This window comes from Yersinia sp. KBS0713 (assembly GCF_005937895.2).
In the GTDB taxonomy this organism is placed as follows: domain Bacteria; phylum Pseudomonadota; class Gammaproteobacteria; order Enterobacterales; family Enterobacteriaceae; genus Yersinia; species Yersinia bercovieri.
Map to the genome: position 1 here is coordinate 3,210,774 of NZ_CP042173.1, position 14,552 is coordinate 3,225,325.

The following is a 14,552-nucleotide window of genomic DNA, read 5'->3' on the forward strand; positions in this document are numbered from 1 at the left end:
AGGGACCCATTTTTTTTATTGATACTGATTATCAACTGAACGGGCCGAACTATGATGACAGAACTCCCCATAAGACTGCTGGCAAAACGAGTCGTATGCCTTGGCTGCATCATCAACGCTCATGAAGCTACCTAATCGGTATTTCTTCCCATCCATCTGCGCCTGAGCAATCCAACGATTACCTTGCTTATAGACACCCTTTGCGCCTGAGGTATTAGCTTTAGTGATGCCAACATTCCTTTTGTTTTCTGCTCGAGTAGCAACGCGAAGATTGCTAATGCGATTATCTACCTTTACCTCATTCACATGGTCAATCTGACTATTGGCTTGCTCACCTGTCATATAGAGCCATGCAAGGCGATGCCCCTTATAGCGGCGACCATCAATTTGTATTTCTACATAGCCGGTTGTCATATTGGTGCGCCCAGCTACTGAGCCAGCTACAGCCCTAAAGCTACGATAGACCAGCCACATAAATGCACCTGTATCAGGATCATAGTGAAGTAGCTCTTTCAGTCTTTCTTGGGTTAGCTCTTTCATGTATCACCTGTAATTTAGGCAATAAAAAACCCCGCATAGGCGAGGCATGTTAGTTATACAATGGTTGAGTAGTTTGTTATTTAGCCGTCTTCAACGCCTGCTCGATTGCCAGACTTAATGCTCCAGGCATCAAAGCCTGTGCCATTGTATTCGCTCGGTCGAAGTATCCAAGCGTTGGTTTAACTGCCAATGCGTCACCAAACTGAATCAGCAGCTTAGGTGCTCTTTGTTTCTCTCTGGCGCGATGAACTCCATTAGGAGAGCGTTTTTGACGCTTCTTAACCTTTTTGCTCTTCTTCCCTTTCTTACGCTGGAAGAAACCACTAACGCCATTCACCTCTCCCACAAAGACATTTTCCTTAGCCTTGAGCTGCTGCGTTTTATTACGGGCTAAGTTCCCAAACTTATTCAACTTAATGTTCTTGGGGTTAAGCAGCGCCTGACCATTGAGCTTGTGCTGACCGCCGAACTCGAACGGTTCGAGATAGCTGGCAGCAATATCACGCACGAATACTTTGGCCTGTAATCGGTCTTTACGAGCACCAAACGAGCCAACAGAACTCACGGTAAAAGGGGTCGGATTATCCAGATTGCGCTGCATACCCACCTTCTGAGCGGCTGCAATCTGGCGAGCAACACTTGTTAGTGCCTGAGCAGCAGCAAAAGGGAGCTGCTTTTTAATCTGCTGGAGCTGATTAGATAAATCCTTAAGAGTTGCCATGATCTATCCCTAAATAGAAAAGCCACCAGCATTAACCCCCACAGCGAGCCGGAGTTAACGAGGTGACTTTGGTTTGCGCATTATCGATGGCACTCATGAAAGTACCATCTGTAATGCCAGTTAAGCCCTATTGCGAAGTTGGGCCATTCTTATAGTGGTGTTGATCACAAAAAATGAAGCGAGCAGTTGGTTATGTGAATAATAGCCATAAACAGCCTTTATATTTGTATGTATTAATCTACGATTTAATTGTGTTGGTATGCAGTTGCCAATCACAAGCAACTTTCTTCTTGATATACTTATCCCGCCCGACTGCGGGATTTTTTTGCGCCAGCAAGACAGCCAATTACCTCTTTAGGGGGCGCAGTCTGGTTATCTGTGGACTGCGACAACCCTGCGCTATTGATGTTTATGCGCTTTGAATCTTTATCGCTTCTCTCGCCACATGCCTTGTAGCTCTAAAAAGTAGAGAGGAAGCAGCGAAGAAAATTGAAGTAACGATCCACCCGATGTATGCCATGCAGGAAATGACAGCAACGAACCGTACCCAGCCCATTACCTTTTTAAACTTTGATTTATCTGATGGTTTAAATAGCCGTCCCAGATAATCCACCAGCGTTTGTTTCTGTTCGCCAGTAACAGCATCGATGGCAATAATGATCCCAAGGCTAATAGCTATGAAGATCAGCGAGAGTAGTATTAACAACCATGTATAAGCTTGAGCAATATTCAGTAAGCCGCTTTCTGGTTGCCATAGTCCGTAACCCAGCAGCAGCAGCAGCAGAAATGTAGTGTCGATTAAATTAATAACTATCTTAGATTTCAATTTTGAATCCCTACTGTGATTGAGCACTGTTAATTATTCGGCGGTCGTCAGTGACAACCTTTTGTAGCGCAGTGAGTTTCTCGACTAGCTTGTCGGCTCGTTCAGCGATTGAAATAAGAACCCCGACATCTGTGTCTGAAAATCCGCAGTCTCTGACTGCATCAGTGAGCTGTCCACTGGCGGGAGTAACGGGCATATCCCCAACTGAAGCGGAGAGACACTCGAAACGCTTTTGCAGCTTGATATTGCCAGCGCGGTAAGCAGCAATAGTGCCTTTTGCTTTGTTCTCAGCATCGACTACCCCTTGTTGATATGCCTTTAATTCGGCTGACTGGGCAGCCTGAAGTTGAGCCTCTTTATCGGTGGCGCTCTTTCTGGCGGCTATTTCTGCCGTTAGGTCTGATTTATCGCGCTTAGTCCACTTGAGAGACCATTCCGAATCTTTACTATCGCTGCCCCACCAGTACCCACCACCGACTAAAACTGAAATCGTCAGTGCGACGGCTATCAATCTCAATAGAGTTTCTTTCATGTGGGTATCTCAATGTGAGGCGCATCCAAGAACTTCGCTGGCTTGTCATTCGGGTTATCCGTCCAGGTGATACCGAAACGCAGCTTCACACCCAACTCTTTACCAGCGCGGTGCATGGCATCCAATACCGGCAACCAACATTTATAATCATTCCAGTCAGCACCAGTGGGGAGCAGATCAACCGCATTGCCGGAGATATGACGGCTATTCATGGTCTGGCTCTTACCAGTGGCCACCAGCTCTTTTTGCCGTTCTACCGTGCGGACACCTTCGATAACACCGAAATCAACCGTTGATAGTTCAAGAGCGCGGCGAACGACTTTCACCAGGCTAGCGTTAACGCCTTTCAAATTGCTTTCACTGCGCTGGCTAAATTTATTGTTTTGCATCTGATACCCCGACCTTGCGCTTAACAAGCCTGAAAGCGATTTCACGAATGGCTGACAGTCCAACCATCCCAATCATGCAACTGACGAATATTTCTATCTTTCCCGCAGCTACTTCAGCTAAAGCGCCGTTCAGCCACGGAATGGAATCTATGAGTCGTATAATCAAGGGGGCAACTATTGGACCGAGGTTCACCCCGACAAGACCACAAACCAGCCCCTCTCCAATCCCCTCTCTTAATCGACCACCACCCCATACCACGCGCCTAAATGCGACGATAAAGCCAACAAGGAAACCGTTAATTGGCGTCGAGTGCAGGGAGTAAAATGCAAATAACGCTCCCAGCCACCCTGGGTCTTTTTCTGGCATTCTCATAACCACCTCCCCATATGGGGAATTATCTTCCCGGCGTTGGTCGGGTTCGTATGCTGTTGTGTAGGAAATAGCCCTGCCGCCGTGATCCATTCAGACACGGAGTTTGTTTGAGGGTGATTGGCGCTGGCGGCGAGGCTAAATAAAAAAGGCCACCAAATTGGCAGCCTTAAAATTGGTTATGCGTGGAGTTACTTAACGCATAAGAGAAATAGGTTAACGCATTCGGCTGGGTACTGTTTCACAACGATTGGATTAACAATCCAGTACCCATGCGAATGTAGTCTCGCTATCGGTTAATTCTACATACGGGATAATCACACATGTAAAAAAGCCCCGCGATATGCGAGGTTTATAATACGAAAAGAATGTGGACTTATTTATTAGTTAACATATTTTTCTGCCCAAGATCTATGTACTGGGGTCATGCCTGAAAAATTTTGAACCTGCTTGGCTCTTGAAGAGGTAACATGAAAAAAACGCCAACACGCAGAGATCATTTCTCCCCACGACAACCCTGTATAAGGATAGTGCAAATCGCCAACATCGGACTCCAAGTACCATGCATGGAAACCCTCAGAAGGGGAGCAATCTGTAATATTTATTATTAGGGAGTTAAGGAGGGGATAATTATTGTCTATACAGAACTTCCCAACAGCTCCAGCATATTCCCCGACCATGTTATGGCTTAGCCCAAAAGCATTTTCCAACTCATTGTATGGAACGACTCTTTTATCTTGTGCGACTTGCGATAGGTGGCGCAAAAAATAGTCAAAAGTAGTAGGGTTTATAGCAAACATAATCAATCTCCGAAAGAAGGTATGTACTTGAATGAAGGCATAAAGCAGCTTCGATAGACAGCATAACACTTCATTCAGTAAACCTAATGATTGGGGTCAAGTAAATGCTATAAACAGTGGGCGTCTAATCTAAGACTTTAACCAACCTACCAGTATAAACTTGCCAACCTCAGGATCTAATAACGTTTTTTTGATCTGAAACATAATGTTAAAACTAGTCTTTTTGATTGTGTAAGCTACGTGACAAAGTAACCACTCTTAACACAATAATAGGTAAAATTCGTTACGAATAGCTTTTTATGCAATTTTTTCTATTTCAAATTTATGTGTCCACTCATCCATTTCTAACTTGGCCCCTGCCATCAGCAGACAAGCATCAACAAACGTCTCGGCCATCATGAGTTTTAATCTAATCTTTCCTTCAGAACATTTCTGTTTCCGAGCAATTGCAGATTTTGATATCCCTTTTTTGTAGTGCTGCTCTATCAGTTCATAATCTTCATCTCTTCCCGCTTTCTTCAGTCGGCCTACAGCGGCATCCACCAGCAGACCGTCATTATCACAGCACGACAATCGTGATTTTGTGGTACTGGATAACAGACCTTTGAATCCGGCTGCAATGGGGGAGTAACCAACGCCACTATCTTCATTTGCTGCCCAACCACCCCAGCGTTCTAATACCAATTGAATATCACGCATATTATGGATACCCCTCTGAATCTCTGAACGTTACCCAATAAAAAAGCGAGCCGTATTTAATATACGACTCACTATTTATATTGATTAGCTATGTATATATATTACCATAACTCGTAACGAGAAAAGACATAATAACACCAACATCAGCCACAATAGCAGCACGTTAGGCGATGTAAATGTCATTATTTAATTATCCGTCAACGCATCCCCTATATGCACCCCTATCAAATTCAGATATACCGCATCATTATCTGAGCCTGAAAAACTCTGATGTCGCTCACTTTGTAAATACCATTTCAACACATCAAGTGCTTCTCGTTGATGGCGAGGGCGGATGATTTCAAGCTTCTTATCAAGATAGGTTTCACGGTCTGATATAGGGCCGTCGCAATCATAACCATATCCACCTGGGTCCATTTCTTTGCAAGCAGCATTACGCACCGTATATAACCATTGCCAATACTGAAATTCTCTTACAACATCAGACAGTGTGTGAGGCTCTGGTAAAACCCCAGCGAAACCCTTTGACGCTTGCGCTCGCAGGTCCCATACCTCAGTAACTCGCTTACCCTCAATACATCCCTTCTTTTTTTCCTTAGGTGTCCAGCCAAAATCATTATCATAAATATCACCACAGACCATCTCCATGAGTTGTTCAGCTTTGGTAGGTTCCAATGCAGCTTCATAGCTGCCAAATGTCCCCCTGACCTCTGCTGCACGAGTAAATTGGGTTCTGGCCCTGTCGATATAATGCTGCGGGTCGCCCATCATCATTGTGGAAAAGCTGGCAGTCCATCCCGCACCATTCGCTTCCAAATAACGAGTGTAATTATCACGAGCATCTTTAGGGGATATAGTCAGCTTGTGCAAGGCTTCCTCTGCCGCCGCAATGTGTCCCGGTTCGCCGGTATTAATAACCTCCAACACCCACAAATAGGCATCAGTCTGCCTGTCTCCCGTAATACGCCGCTGCACGGGTAACGGCTTTGGCACAATAAGTGCTGTGCTGTATTGCTTCTCTGGTATCGTAAACATCGCTGTATGCTCGAGATTATCTGCAAATAATCCAGACCGCTTACAGGCGCTTTTGACCGTGCTCAGGTTTAGATTAGTCATGTCAGCTATCCGTTTATAGCCGATGCCTGACTGTTTAAGCCGAAAGACTTCAGCACGTAATTCTTTGGTCATTCTCATAATGTGCATACCCCGTATTCTTTTACTCTCTGTCAAGGCATTGGTGTCATACCCGCCAGAGAGAATGATTAATCCGATTCAGGTCAGTTCAAATGAAAGGAAATTAATTACTCCTCCAAATCATCTGGCATCATGAGCACCACAAAACGGGGTTGCTTACCGTCAATTCTGAGCGTTTTCTTGGTTATCCCCTTGTTCGGTTTATCCAACATACCGGCATCCGCTAAAACCTGAGCAAAAGCCACCGCATTAGCTCCTACAGCTATCTCGTCGCGAAACACTGACGGGAAAGTATGGAATACCAATGTATCGAGTCCCTGCTTTTTCTCCCGATATCCCGCCAAATCCTTTATTGGTAAGTCTCGTGGATCCGTTTCAGGGTGGGGTAAATAACGGCTATAACCGAAGCGTTGCAAGAAAGATTCAGCCTGTTCCGCCCATGCTTTTGATTCTCGGTTACCCATACCAAAATCATTAACCCATGCATTAAAACCATGTTGTAAAGCGTCACGGCTCTCCTGCTCAATCCAGCCTGTAAGGTGCTTAGAAAGGAGCAAGGCAGCTTCCAGTATCGCGAACCGCGACGCCACACGGCGCACCTGCTCACTGGCTTCATCGGGCAATAACGCTATCCATCGACGTTCCGCATCCCTGACAGCTTGCGCTGCTGCCTCTTTCTGGCTGGCTAAGCACTTAATCCATGCCCGCCCCACAGCACCATAGTGGTCTTTACAGGCGTCTCGCATAGCATCTGCATGAGCTTTACCGTCTTTATAGCCGTGGTATTCAGTGGCCTTGGAAATCGGTACATTTAATAGCCGCACCAGTTGACCGGCATTTACTTTGCCTCCATCAGCTCGGATATAACTCTCAAGGTCGATTTCACCGGTACTGAATGCCATTGCTCGCCAGCGTTTCACATCCCGATTACCGCCCTCCTTGGCCCCCTGAATTTTGCCAACCCCGTTAAATAAAGCATAAGCGGCATCAGCTACGGCGCGTTTATTGCTGCCTTGCCCTATCTCATCCAGTGGCATAAAACCGTCATTATGCGCCGCTGCTTCATTTACCAAGCCCAATGCTGTTGAGTACCACGTCAGTTTCAGCGCTTCGGGTTCACCATAAACAGTGGTAGCCGCATTACCTGTCGTGGTTTTACCTGCGGAGGAACCACCGAATAAATGAACACCAAAACCATCCGCACCAGCCAAACCAATCAGCGGAGCAGCAAAGGCACAGGCAATACCCAACATCATGGAGGGATTACCCTGAGCAAGTTTGGCTACGTTACTGCGCCAGCTCTCAGGGGTCCCTTTGGTGGTGTAGCCTTTTGCGGCTGATGAGCGACCATTAAAGAGTACCGGGGTTGCAGGTGCGCCAATCACCGAACCATCCGGCATGATGTATGCCCCACACTGCCAGCCAGTAGCATTGGCAACTGTCCAAAGCTGCCGCTCTCCACTGCGTTGCAGGTAGTCAGCCAGTATTGCCCGTAATCCACTTTTGGCTGTGATAGATAAACCACCAGCCCGCAGCCGCGACCAGCCTTCCCGCTCGCCAATGTCACGCATGGGTAAAGCTTCTGAGCGTTCAGTCTTGTTACCCTCCGGCGTCCAGGAGAGGATCAGATACCGCTCGTTATCGTCTTCACCTATCCCCGCAACGGATATCGGGTCACTCAGCCAGCTTTCTCTTTCCGTAATATTGCCGTTACTTTTATCCAGTTTGGGTTCAACCCAATACATGCCACCTTTACGCTCATCGACATAGGGACGTCTGACATCCTGAGGCTCCGCTACCGGAGCCTCCTCTTCAAGTAAGCTATTTTGTTGATAAAGGGAATCTGCGAATGCAGCAATACTCGCATCCAGCCCATACTGCTGACGGTAATCATCCCAGTCGGCTTTATAGTCTGTTGGTGGTAAGGCAACCCAGCCATTCACCGCGGTAGCCGCTTTCTCAGCTGATTCTTTCCCGACATTCTTTTCACCGGGTTTAAGGTCGTTATCAGCAGCGATGATAATTTTCGCATCAGGCCAACGTTCCCGGCTGGCTTTCGCTATATGGATCAGGTTCCCTTCATCAATAGCGGCCAGCACAACCCCATCACTCAGTAACGAAATTGTAACGCCGGTTGCGTTACCCTCTGCAATTAACACCGTTACAACTGGCTCATCATTCAGTGTTGATGGAAGTCTCACAGGAATAAATGAACCTTTTTTAATGGTTCCAGATATCAGACGTTTGGTGCCATCAGGCTTAATCACCTGCGCACCCGTTACTACGCCCTCCATTGTTTGCAGTACCAGCAGCAAAGAACCGTCACTCAATAGGGCTTGAGGGGAGCTTGGAAGCCCCTTATTAAGTAGGTACTGAGATTCGCCAGGTACCGTTTTCGCCACCAGCTCCGCAACCTTATCCGCTATCGGGATACCGGGTTGTACCGGCTGTTTTACATATTTAGCAGGCACCGTCGCAGACACTCGCGAGTCGGGATCCATTCCCAGTGCGTCTGCTACCATGACCGCCGCCTCAGTGGAGGTGCATTGCTTAACTTTCTGTACCAACTCAAGCCCATCACCGGCACCACACTGATTACAGAAATGGGTCCCACGTCCATCCTGATCATCAAATCGGAATCTGTCTTTGCCACCACATGCCGGACAAGCAGAATGGTCGCGAGGTCGTTCCGGTACATCAATACCGAGATAACCAAGAATATCGCGCCAACGGTTGGTAGCCTGAGCCGTAACTTCACGGATCATGTCGATGGATGGCTTCATGCTGCACCGTCCTGACTGAATACCAGCCCATGCTGGTTATCATGAGGATTAGCCAAAGTCTCTACGACCGTAGCCTTCATGACTTCCGTCATTGTCTCGACGCCGTGCGGTGTCAATTTACTGTTATCTTTACTCAGCATCTGAGTGTAGGTTTCCACAAGGATCCGAGAACCGTCATCACGCCCGAATTCCTGAAAACAAAGCACTTCCAGAGAATGTATTAGGCAATTACAAATTGCTGCCTCAGTTAAATTTTCCAGAACAACAACCTTTCTAGAATTAATAATGACATTGGCAATGGATTCGCCTCTATTTCGTTTCTGACAATAAGCGATAAATGCCACTGCAATATGTTTACGATTTAATTCGATTGAATGATTCAGGTTCGTCATAAATATATCCTTTCCTTTCATCAGGCCGAGCGAGTCCCCAGCCTGATGGCTGTTATTTTTAGATGTTGGAATGCTAACTAATTAAATACAGGGCATTTAGCTGCTGGCTATATCAAGGCGCTCCATTTTGTCCGGCCTCCCGTTCAAGCAAATGAACCGCAACTGGCCCAGCGAGATCCAATGCAAGGCTTAATAATTCCTTTTCGTCAGTAGTATCTAATTCAATATTAGATTCAAACATCAACAGCAAGAGAGCATTTAATTGACCAGCCTTATGCGTAGCAATATCCAGAGGTACTGATTCATTGGCTTTCATGGTTATGCTCTCCCGATAAAGGTAAATTCAGCGACGAACCGTGCCAGTGGCATAATGCAGGGCGATGAATATCCGTCACGGCTAAAAGTAACGCGATTAAAGGCAACGATATCGATAGTGACCAATGAACCATGACTGTCTTTGTAACGATCATTTGGCAGCGGTTCGCGCATAATTCACCCCCTCGATATTTTTCGCCGCTTTTTCAGCGCGTTCCTGGGCGATCCAAAGAAGTTCGTAACCCGTGTCGTTACCGTCCTCACTACCAATCATCATTGAACTGACTTTTAAAATCGAAGCGATTTCATTAAGAAGGTCAGATACTTCACAGGGAGCTAATTTAGCCATGAGTCACCCCCATAACATCGGACAGATTGACGTTATGCACTGCCAGCCATGCTTCGCGAGGCCATGATTTTACTGAACCATACTGAGGGTCAGGCACCATCTCAGGTTTAAAGCCATTCTCAAGACACCATTTACGCAGCGGATGCCATGCAAACCTCAGGTGAGTCACGTTCTCTACCGCTTTCACCGTGGCATGCTTTTTACTTTCCCCCAGCCGTTCTTCCAGTACACGACATTTGCGAGTCGCGGCACTTAGTTTGCCGAGGGCGCTGGCTTCACGTTTACGGCTAATCTGACCTTTGGTACGTACAGCTTTATCAGCGCGTTGCTTTTCAGCTAAACGGCCTTGCTCGGAGTCGATAGCCAGTTGAAGAATTTCCAGGCGACTGAGGTCGGGAATTGTTGCAGTTGCAGGTGCTGGCAATGCATCACGTCGAGAAAAATAAAACTCAGTGAGGTCATTGAAGTAGTCCCACGCCTGATCCGTTTCTAACATCTTCGCGTGATTGGCAGCACCGCGCTCAGTCCAGAGCATAAGTGAGCGAGTTTTTGGTGAGATTTGCAGTTCGCTTAAAACTAGTCGCAAATTGTTGAGTTCAGTACCAACCACTTTGAAGAAGTGCTTACCCTCAATAAAGCGGGATTTATTTTCATGGTGGTTTTGCTGAATACGGATCACCGTTGTGCCATACCCGGCCGCCAGTTGCTCAGTGGTTGCTACACGCTGCCCACGATACTCAATAATCTGTAAATTTTTGGCCGCTACCGGAGCCAGTTCAGTTTTTTTAGACATTGCACACCCCCTGCTCATTTTTCGCATCATGCTCTTCAAACCGTACGATGTTATGTACCGCCTCAGCCCACCAATACACCTGCAATCGTTGCTGCTCGTTCTCAATCAGAGGAATAACAACCGTCAACAAATGAAGCAAACCTGCTTTGACGCGTAATAAGCGAGTGCGGGATACATTCTCGCTGGTGTCAGGGATTGGCTTACCACGGCTGCCCATCAGTTCAGCAATCAGGGCTTGAGTTTCTTTGTATGAAGGTGGGTAGATATCATCCTCATCAAGGAGCTGCATGATGCTGGTGATCTGAACGTTGCTTAACCGGCGCTCTGTAGCCCCCAAGAGAACAGTGGCAGATGCTTTATCAAGGCTTTCAGCTTCACCACACCATGACAGTTTGAGAGCACCACCAGCAGCGTCTAATACGCTAAATTCAACACGGTATTTTTTAAGCATTGTATACCCCCTGTGCAGGAATGCGGCCAGCAAAGGAAAGTACGAACTGACCAGACAGAGAGCGGCGGGCATCTTGTTCAGAATGGGCAGTGACTGATTCACGGTGCGGCGTTGCGTTCAGGTCAGAACGGCACACAGCGAGAAAGAGATACTGAAATTTAGGGCGAGTTTGGGTACTATGTTGTAATGCCATAGTGTAAGCCTCATTTACATTGTGGTTAGACGCCTCAGAAGTGTTCCCGCACTCTGGGGCGTTGCTATTTTCACACCATGATGAAGGTAAGGTGTAAGACACAATATAGTTACAAGGTGTCTTACACGTCAAGTCTTTAAATAGAATATTTACCGTGTATACTGTCTTACACCAAAATACATGGGAGCAGCATATGGCGACGGGTTCAAAAAATGCAAAGTCACAATCCTTAACAGCTCGCATACCACATGAAATAATTGAAGGTATGGAGTTAGTAAAAGAAAAAGGCGAAAGTACTGGGCAGTTCATCACAGCGTCAATGTTAGGTGAGATCAAACGCCGCCAGCGCAAGAAGTCCAAATCAGAACCATCTGAGTAACCCAGAAGGGTAGCATTCACAGTGCTACCCTTTTCTTTGCTTTTAACCTGCTGATTCTCATAGATACATCCAGTTAGGATGGTTAGCGAACCTGAGTAACGGTAATGTTCAGCCGAACCCGAATACTGTTCGTGTTTGGTTAAACTCGGTGAGTTGCCGTTTTTGAGCAGTGTTTGCTGAGCCAAATATTTGGCTGAGCGGTAATCTCCATTATATTCTGGAGATTGGTATAGATTGCTTGCACCAGGTACTACGGAAGTTTCGTAGTTTAAATTTTGAGCGTCAGTATTACTGACTTTCAACTGATCCGAAATCACCGAGATAGCTATAATCTGAGACATAATTACTGTATCCCCAGCTTGCCACCGCCAATAAACTCAAAAGGGATTTGCCCTATCTCATCAACCAATTTCTGGGCTTTCTGAAGTACAGGTAAATCATCTTGGCGCTTGCGTAAACGCCTACCAGCATCAGAGGAGTCTTCATTGGACGTTTTCCAAGCCGTAGCAACAATGTTCTGCATCTGCTGGAGCGTCAGGCGAGTATCAGCGACCAATCCCCCTGACTCTTTGTCCATTAAATCCAAAGCCCAACGCCTCAAATCCTTGGCAACAGGAGTTTCAGCCAGCAATCCAAGTAAGTGCAAACCCCGAAGAGAGAAAATACGTATTTTCGTCTTAAGATTATTGCAACCCATTGTTTTCCCCGAGGTCACTGTTGTAATGACCTCGGTCATACTGGCGGTAAACTCATCTGAGTTGCTGTTGTATAAGTTGGTAACTGATTTCGCATTGGCATAGCCAAGCAACTTAGCCGACTCTTTAGCTGTTACCCAAATCTTCCCATCACCATGATCAAAAGGAATTACAGTTTGATTTTTAAACTTCAGCACAACGGAATTAGAGGTAGTGCTAAATTCAGAGTGAGTTTGGCCGCTGCCAATTAAGGCATTTAATTTTTTCATGTTGAATTATCCTTCGTTAAATCGTTTGGTATCTGTAGCGACGGAAATCAAATATTGGATTAAACCGAATGCAAGTACACCCAAGTAATGCACACCCTATGTGCTTAATTAGGCGACCTCCTTGCGGGATTCAGCAATGCGTTGGTTTATCCACTCGTCAATTTCGCTTTCAACGAAGGCAATGGAGCGGGTACCGATTTTAATGGAGGAAGGGAAGCGATTCTGGCTGATAAGGCGGTAAAGCCATGCCTTACTGTAACCAGTGCGGCGTTGGACTTCTGATAGGCGGATAAGTGCTTGTGGTGCTTGTGGCATGTTGCCCCCTGTTTCTGTGTAGCGTCATTGATAGATACTAGTAGATGACAGAGGGGATTCTCTCCTCATACTTTAAATCAATAAAGGGAGGTAAAATAATTATTTTCTTACCGGAAGTTTTTTCCATTTTTTTTATTCCGGTAGTTATTTTGGCATTTTATCTTCCGCAATAAGCTTCCTCATGAGATCATCAAGGCAATCTCCCTCAATAATTTCTTGAAGAAGAGGCATTGCGGTTTTTCTTATTTTTTCCGTGGTATCTATATCATACTCATCAAAATATAATGCGTCTCCATACTGTTTAAGCGTAGGTTCTTGATGAAAAAAGGAACACAATATTTTCATATCAAAATATGCCAATATCCTTAGCTTTCCCCACCGCTTAATCAGCGAAGGTTTAAAACTATTCTTTCTATTAATACTAACAACGCTCTGTTTAAAAGCATTGCCATGTAATTCACGTGCATTCCCTAGCCAATTTTTAAATCTTTCAATCAAAATTTCATCTGGCACATTTAAATCAACCTCAGCCCATATTGTATTCTTGGCTAATTCATGATTTTGCCAACCATACCCTTTTGGAATACTTAATATTTTTTTTATATCTTCTGAACTTTGATTGCCTTGTAAAATTCGGCAAATGACTTTGTTGTGATCTTCATTATCCATTCCCCCAAAAAAATATCCGTTGTACCTATTAGCAAAAATGATGCTAGGCATATCAACGGCCCTTATAGAGTCTTTAGTCCACCACCCTCTAGCGTACTTTAAGTCATTTTGAACAATGCTAATGGCATCTCCATAGAAAACTTTCTCCAAAAAAAATGAAGTATCTAATAACTCGCTACTTATTTGACTAAGTTTTTCATTCTCAAACTCTTTTTCTGAATTGGGATTATCATCAACATCATCCTGTTGAAAATCTAATAAATAATCCTCGTATGTTTCCTGTGCAATACTATTTGCATACTCAATTGAATAAAGTATGTCTATTCTTTTTTTGAACGCAATATAAAATTGTATAGCATGAAAGTCATTCGTAAGCTCATCATACTTCTTTACATCTATTGTTTTTAAAACATCTTTTACCCCAAAGTCGAATTGTCTAATATAATTAAAAAAATCTAAGCTTTCATCTATATCTTTGCAAACATACTCTATTTCTGAATCTAACTCTTTTGCATCTCTGAGACTTGGTTTCATCACGCCACCTCAAGCCCTCATTAATCTGGGAACTATGCCAGCCAGTAGAGGTGTACTGGTTTTTTGGGATCAGCCTAGGCATAGCCTTATTCTCTTGAGGTCTACTATAAATCACCACTGTATATTCGTCCAGCATCTACCCCCACCAATGTACGACATCACTTCACATTTTCACATCAAACTGTGGTGAACAATTTCGGCTTATCGATCACAGATTTAGGATGATTTAGCTGAGAGAAAGCCAGTTTTGCGGGAGATAACGCGATTAGGGTCGGTTCAAACGACCTAAAGTCGGTTCAGGGTCGGTTCAAAAAATGAATTAATTAACCTATAAATCAACAAAC

21 protein-coding genes are annotated in these 14,552 nt (G+C 45.2%); 1 reads left to right on the top strand and 20 read right to left on the bottom strand.

Going from position 1 to position 14,552, the window contains the following annotated elements; translation table 11 throughout:
• Window positions 1-15 precede the first annotated feature (15 nt).
• The 17 genes from FFE93_RS15300 to FFE93_RS21880 all read right to left on the bottom strand — a co-directional run bounded on the left by FFE93_RS15300 (window position 16) and on the right by FFE93_RS21880 (window position 11,590).
• Window positions 16-540, bottom strand: coding sequence for an HNH endonuclease (locus FFE93_RS15300; RefSeq protein WP_049602778.1), 525 nt, complete (start codon window positions 538-540; stop codon window positions 16-18).
• A 76-nt stretch (window positions 541-616) separates the two neighbouring features.
• On the bottom strand, window positions 617-1,261 hold the full coding sequence (locus tag FFE93_RS15305; protein ID WP_138775422.1) for a hypothetical protein: 645 nt from the start codon (window positions 1,259-1,261) through the stop codon (window positions 617-619).
• Window positions 1,262-1,670: 409 nt separating this feature from the next.
• Complete coding sequence (locus tag FFE93_RS15310) at window positions 1,671-2,087, bottom strand: hypothetical protein (RefSeq protein ID WP_138775424.1); 417 nt, start codon at window positions 2,085-2,087, stop codon at window positions 1,671-1,673.
• A gap of 10 nt (window positions 2,088-2,097) precedes the next feature.
• Window positions 2,098-2,619 carry a DUF2514 family protein gene (locus FFE93_RS15315; protein WP_226713517.1) on the bottom strand — a complete coding sequence of 174 codons (522 nt, stop codon included), beginning with the start codon at window positions 2,617-2,619 and terminating at the stop codon, window positions 2,098-2,100.
• Window positions 2,616-3,008, bottom strand: a complete 393-nt coding sequence (locus FFE93_RS15320; protein ID WP_005277004.1) for a M15 family metallopeptidase — start codon at window positions 3,006-3,008, stop codon at window positions 2,616-2,618. The genes FFE93_RS15315 and FFE93_RS15320 overlap by 4 nt, the downstream gene beginning before the upstream one ends.
• Window positions 2,995-3,381, bottom strand: coding sequence for a phage holin family protein (locus FFE93_RS15325; protein ID WP_071984933.1), 387 nt, complete (start codon window positions 3,379-3,381; stop codon window positions 2,995-2,997). Before FFE93_RS15325 ends, FFE93_RS15320 begins: the two co-directional genes overlap by 14 nt.
• 380 nt (window positions 3,382-3,761) lie before the next feature.
• Window positions 3,762-4,178, bottom strand: coding sequence for a hypothetical protein (locus tag FFE93_RS15330; protein WP_032898469.1), 417 nt, complete (start codon window positions 4,176-4,178; stop codon window positions 3,762-3,764).
• 297 nt (window positions 4,179-4,475) lie between these two features.
• Window positions 4,476-4,877 (bottom strand): antiterminator Q family protein, encoded by a 402-nt coding sequence (locus FFE93_RS15335; RefSeq protein WP_005277008.1) that lies wholly within the window; start codon window positions 4,875-4,877, stop codon window positions 4,476-4,478.
• A 186-nt stretch (window positions 4,878-5,063) separates the two neighbouring features.
• Window positions 5,064-6,080: a hypothetical protein gene (locus tag FFE93_RS15340; RefSeq protein WP_005277010.1), complete on the bottom strand. Its 1,017-nt coding sequence runs from the start codon at window positions 6,078-6,080 to the stop codon at window positions 5,064-5,066.
• Window positions 6,081-6,178: 98 nt separating this feature from the next.
• The gene (locus tag FFE93_RS15345; protein ID WP_138775426.1) at window positions 6,179-8,854 is read right to left on the bottom strand and encodes a TOPRIM and DUF927 domain-containing protein; all 2,676 of its coding nucleotides are present in this window, start codon (window positions 8,852-8,854) and stop codon (window positions 6,179-6,181) included.
• Window positions 8,851-9,246 carry a hypothetical protein gene (locus tag FFE93_RS15350; RefSeq protein ID WP_099465994.1) on the bottom strand — a complete coding sequence of 132 codons (396 nt, stop codon included), beginning with the start codon at window positions 9,244-9,246 and terminating at the stop codon, window positions 8,851-8,853. Before FFE93_RS15350 ends, FFE93_RS15345 begins: the two co-directional genes overlap by 4 nt.
• Window positions 9,247-9,358: 112 nt before the next feature.
• Window positions 9,359-9,562, bottom strand: a complete 204-nt coding sequence (locus FFE93_RS15355) for a hypothetical protein (protein WP_138775428.1) — start codon at window positions 9,560-9,562, stop codon at window positions 9,359-9,361.
• Between the two features lie 2 nt (window positions 9,563-9,564).
• Window positions 9,565-9,735: a DUF4222 domain-containing protein gene (locus FFE93_RS15360; RefSeq protein WP_138775430.1), complete on the bottom strand. Its 171-nt coding sequence runs from the start codon at window positions 9,733-9,735 to the stop codon at window positions 9,565-9,567.
• Window positions 9,713-9,910 (bottom strand): hypothetical protein, encoded by a 198-nt coding sequence (locus FFE93_RS15365; protein WP_050096152.1) that lies wholly within the window; start codon window positions 9,908-9,910, stop codon window positions 9,713-9,715. The genes FFE93_RS15360 and FFE93_RS15365 overlap by 23 nt, the downstream gene beginning before the upstream one ends.
• Window positions 9,903-10,703 carry an ORF6N domain-containing protein gene (locus FFE93_RS15370; protein WP_138775432.1) on the bottom strand — a complete coding sequence of 267 codons (801 nt, stop codon included), beginning with the start codon at window positions 10,701-10,703 and terminating at the stop codon, window positions 9,903-9,905. The genes FFE93_RS15365 and FFE93_RS15370 overlap by 8 nt, the downstream gene beginning before the upstream one ends.
• The gene (locus tag FFE93_RS21770; RefSeq protein WP_261369014.1) at window positions 10,696-11,154 is read right to left on the bottom strand and encodes a hypothetical protein; all 459 of its coding nucleotides are present in this window, start codon (window positions 11,152-11,154) and stop codon (window positions 10,696-10,698) included. Before FFE93_RS21770 ends, FFE93_RS15370 begins: the two co-directional genes overlap by 8 nt.
• On the bottom strand, window positions 11,147-11,590 hold the full coding sequence (locus FFE93_RS21880; RefSeq protein ID WP_315850380.1) for a host cell division inhibitor Icd-like protein: 444 nt from the start codon (window positions 11,588-11,590) through the stop codon (window positions 11,147-11,149). Before FFE93_RS21880 ends, FFE93_RS21770 begins: the two co-directional genes overlap by 8 nt.
• On the opposite strand from FFE93_RS21880, the gene FFE93_RS21780 reads away from it, so the two are divergent.
• On the top strand, window positions 11,541-11,726 hold the full coding sequence (locus tag FFE93_RS21780; RefSeq protein WP_049602768.1) for a YlcI/YnfO family protein: 186 nt from the start codon (window positions 11,541-11,543) through the stop codon (window positions 11,724-11,726). The two genes, FFE93_RS21880 and FFE93_RS21780, sit on opposite strands and share 50 nt — an antisense overlap.
• 343 nt (window positions 11,727-12,069) lie before the next feature.
• On the opposite strand, the gene FFE93_RS15385 is transcribed toward FFE93_RS21780, so the two are convergent.
• The 3 genes from FFE93_RS15385 to FFE93_RS15395 all read right to left on the bottom strand — a co-directional run bounded on the left by FFE93_RS15385 (window position 12,070) and on the right by FFE93_RS15395 (window position 14,208).
• A complete protein-coding gene (locus FFE93_RS15385; RefSeq protein ID WP_138775436.1) occupies window positions 12,070-12,690 on the bottom strand; it encodes a BRO family protein in 621 nt (206 codons plus the stop codon).
• Between the two features lie 108 nt (window positions 12,691-12,798).
• Window positions 12,799-13,005, bottom strand: coding sequence for a helix-turn-helix transcriptional regulator (locus tag FFE93_RS15390; protein ID WP_138775438.1), 207 nt, complete (start codon window positions 13,003-13,005; stop codon window positions 12,799-12,801).
• Between the two features lie 144 nt (window positions 13,006-13,149).
• Entirely contained in the window at window positions 13,150-14,208 is a 1,059-nt protein-coding gene (locus FFE93_RS15395) for a DUF6387 family protein (protein WP_138775440.1), read from the bottom strand.
• Window positions 14,209-14,552: the final 344 nt, after the last annotated feature.

Coding starts and splice junctions, on each gene's coding strand:
- FFE93_RS21880 (WP_315850380.1), bottom strand. CDS start 11,590: ATGCGAGCTGTTAAGGATTGTGACTTTGCATTTTTTGAACCCGTCGCC.
- FFE93_RS15315 (WP_226713517.1), bottom strand. CDS start 2,619: ATGAAAGAAACTCTATTGAGATTGATAGCCGTCGCACTGACGATTTCA.
- FFE93_RS15355 (WP_138775428.1), bottom strand. CDS start 9,562: ATGAAAGCCAATGAATCAGTACCTCTGGATATTGCTACGCATAAGGCT.
- FFE93_RS15370 (WP_138775432.1), bottom strand. CDS start 10,703: ATGTCTAAAAAAACTGAACTGGCTCCGGTAGCGGCCAAAAATTTACAG.
- FFE93_RS15320 (WP_005277004.1), bottom strand. CDS start 3,008: ATGCAAAACAATAAATTTAGCCAGCGCAGTGAAAGCAATTTGAAAGGC.
- FFE93_RS15365 (WP_050096152.1), bottom strand. CDS start 9,910: ATGGCTAAATTAGCTCCCTGTGAAGTATCTGACCTTCTTAATGAAATC.
- FFE93_RS15340 (WP_005277010.1), bottom strand. CDS start 6,080: ATGCACATTATGAGAATGACCAAAGAATTACGTGCTGAAGTCTTTCGG.
- FFE93_RS15350 (WP_099465994.1), bottom strand. CDS start 9,246: ATGACGAACCTGAATCATTCAATCGAATTAAATCGTAAACATATTGCA.
- FFE93_RS15325 (WP_071984933.1), bottom strand. CDS start 3,381: ATGAGAATGCCAGAAAAAGACCCAGGGTGGCTGGGAGCGTTATTTGCA.
- FFE93_RS15390 (WP_138775438.1), bottom strand. CDS start 13,005: ATGCCACAAGCACCACAAGCACTTATCCGCCTATCAGAAGTCCAACGC.
- FFE93_RS21780 (WP_049602768.1), top strand. CDS start 11,541: ATGGCGACGGGTTCAAAAAATGCAAAGTCACAATCCTTAACAGCTCGC.
- FFE93_RS15395 (WP_138775440.1), bottom strand. CDS start 14,208: ATGAAACCAAGTCTCAGAGATGCAAAAGAGTTAGATTCAGAAATAGAG.
- FFE93_RS15330 (WP_032898469.1), bottom strand. CDS start 4,178: ATGTTTGCTATAAACCCTACTACTTTTGACTATTTTTTGCGCCACCTA.
- FFE93_RS21770 (WP_261369014.1), bottom strand. CDS start 11,154: ATGCTTAAAAAATACCGTGTTGAATTTAGCGTATTAGACGCTGCTGGT.
- FFE93_RS15360 (WP_138775430.1), bottom strand. CDS start 9,735: ATGCGCGAACCGCTGCCAAATGATCGTTACAAAGACAGTCATGGTTCA.
- FFE93_RS15345 (WP_138775426.1), bottom strand. CDS start 8,854: ATGAAGCCATCCATCGACATGATCCGTGAAGTTACGGCTCAGGCTACC.
- FFE93_RS15305 (WP_138775422.1), bottom strand. CDS start 1,261: ATGGCAACTCTTAAGGATTTATCTAATCAGCTCCAGCAGATTAAAAAG.
- FFE93_RS15335 (WP_005277008.1), bottom strand. CDS start 4,877: ATGCGTGATATTCAATTGGTATTAGAACGCTGGGGTGGTTGGGCAGCA.
- FFE93_RS15385 (WP_138775436.1), bottom strand. CDS start 12,690: ATGAAAAAATTAAATGCCTTAATTGGCAGCGGCCAAACTCACTCTGAA.
- FFE93_RS15300 (WP_049602778.1), bottom strand. CDS start 540: ATGAAAGAGCTAACCCAAGAAAGACTGAAAGAGCTACTTCACTATGAT.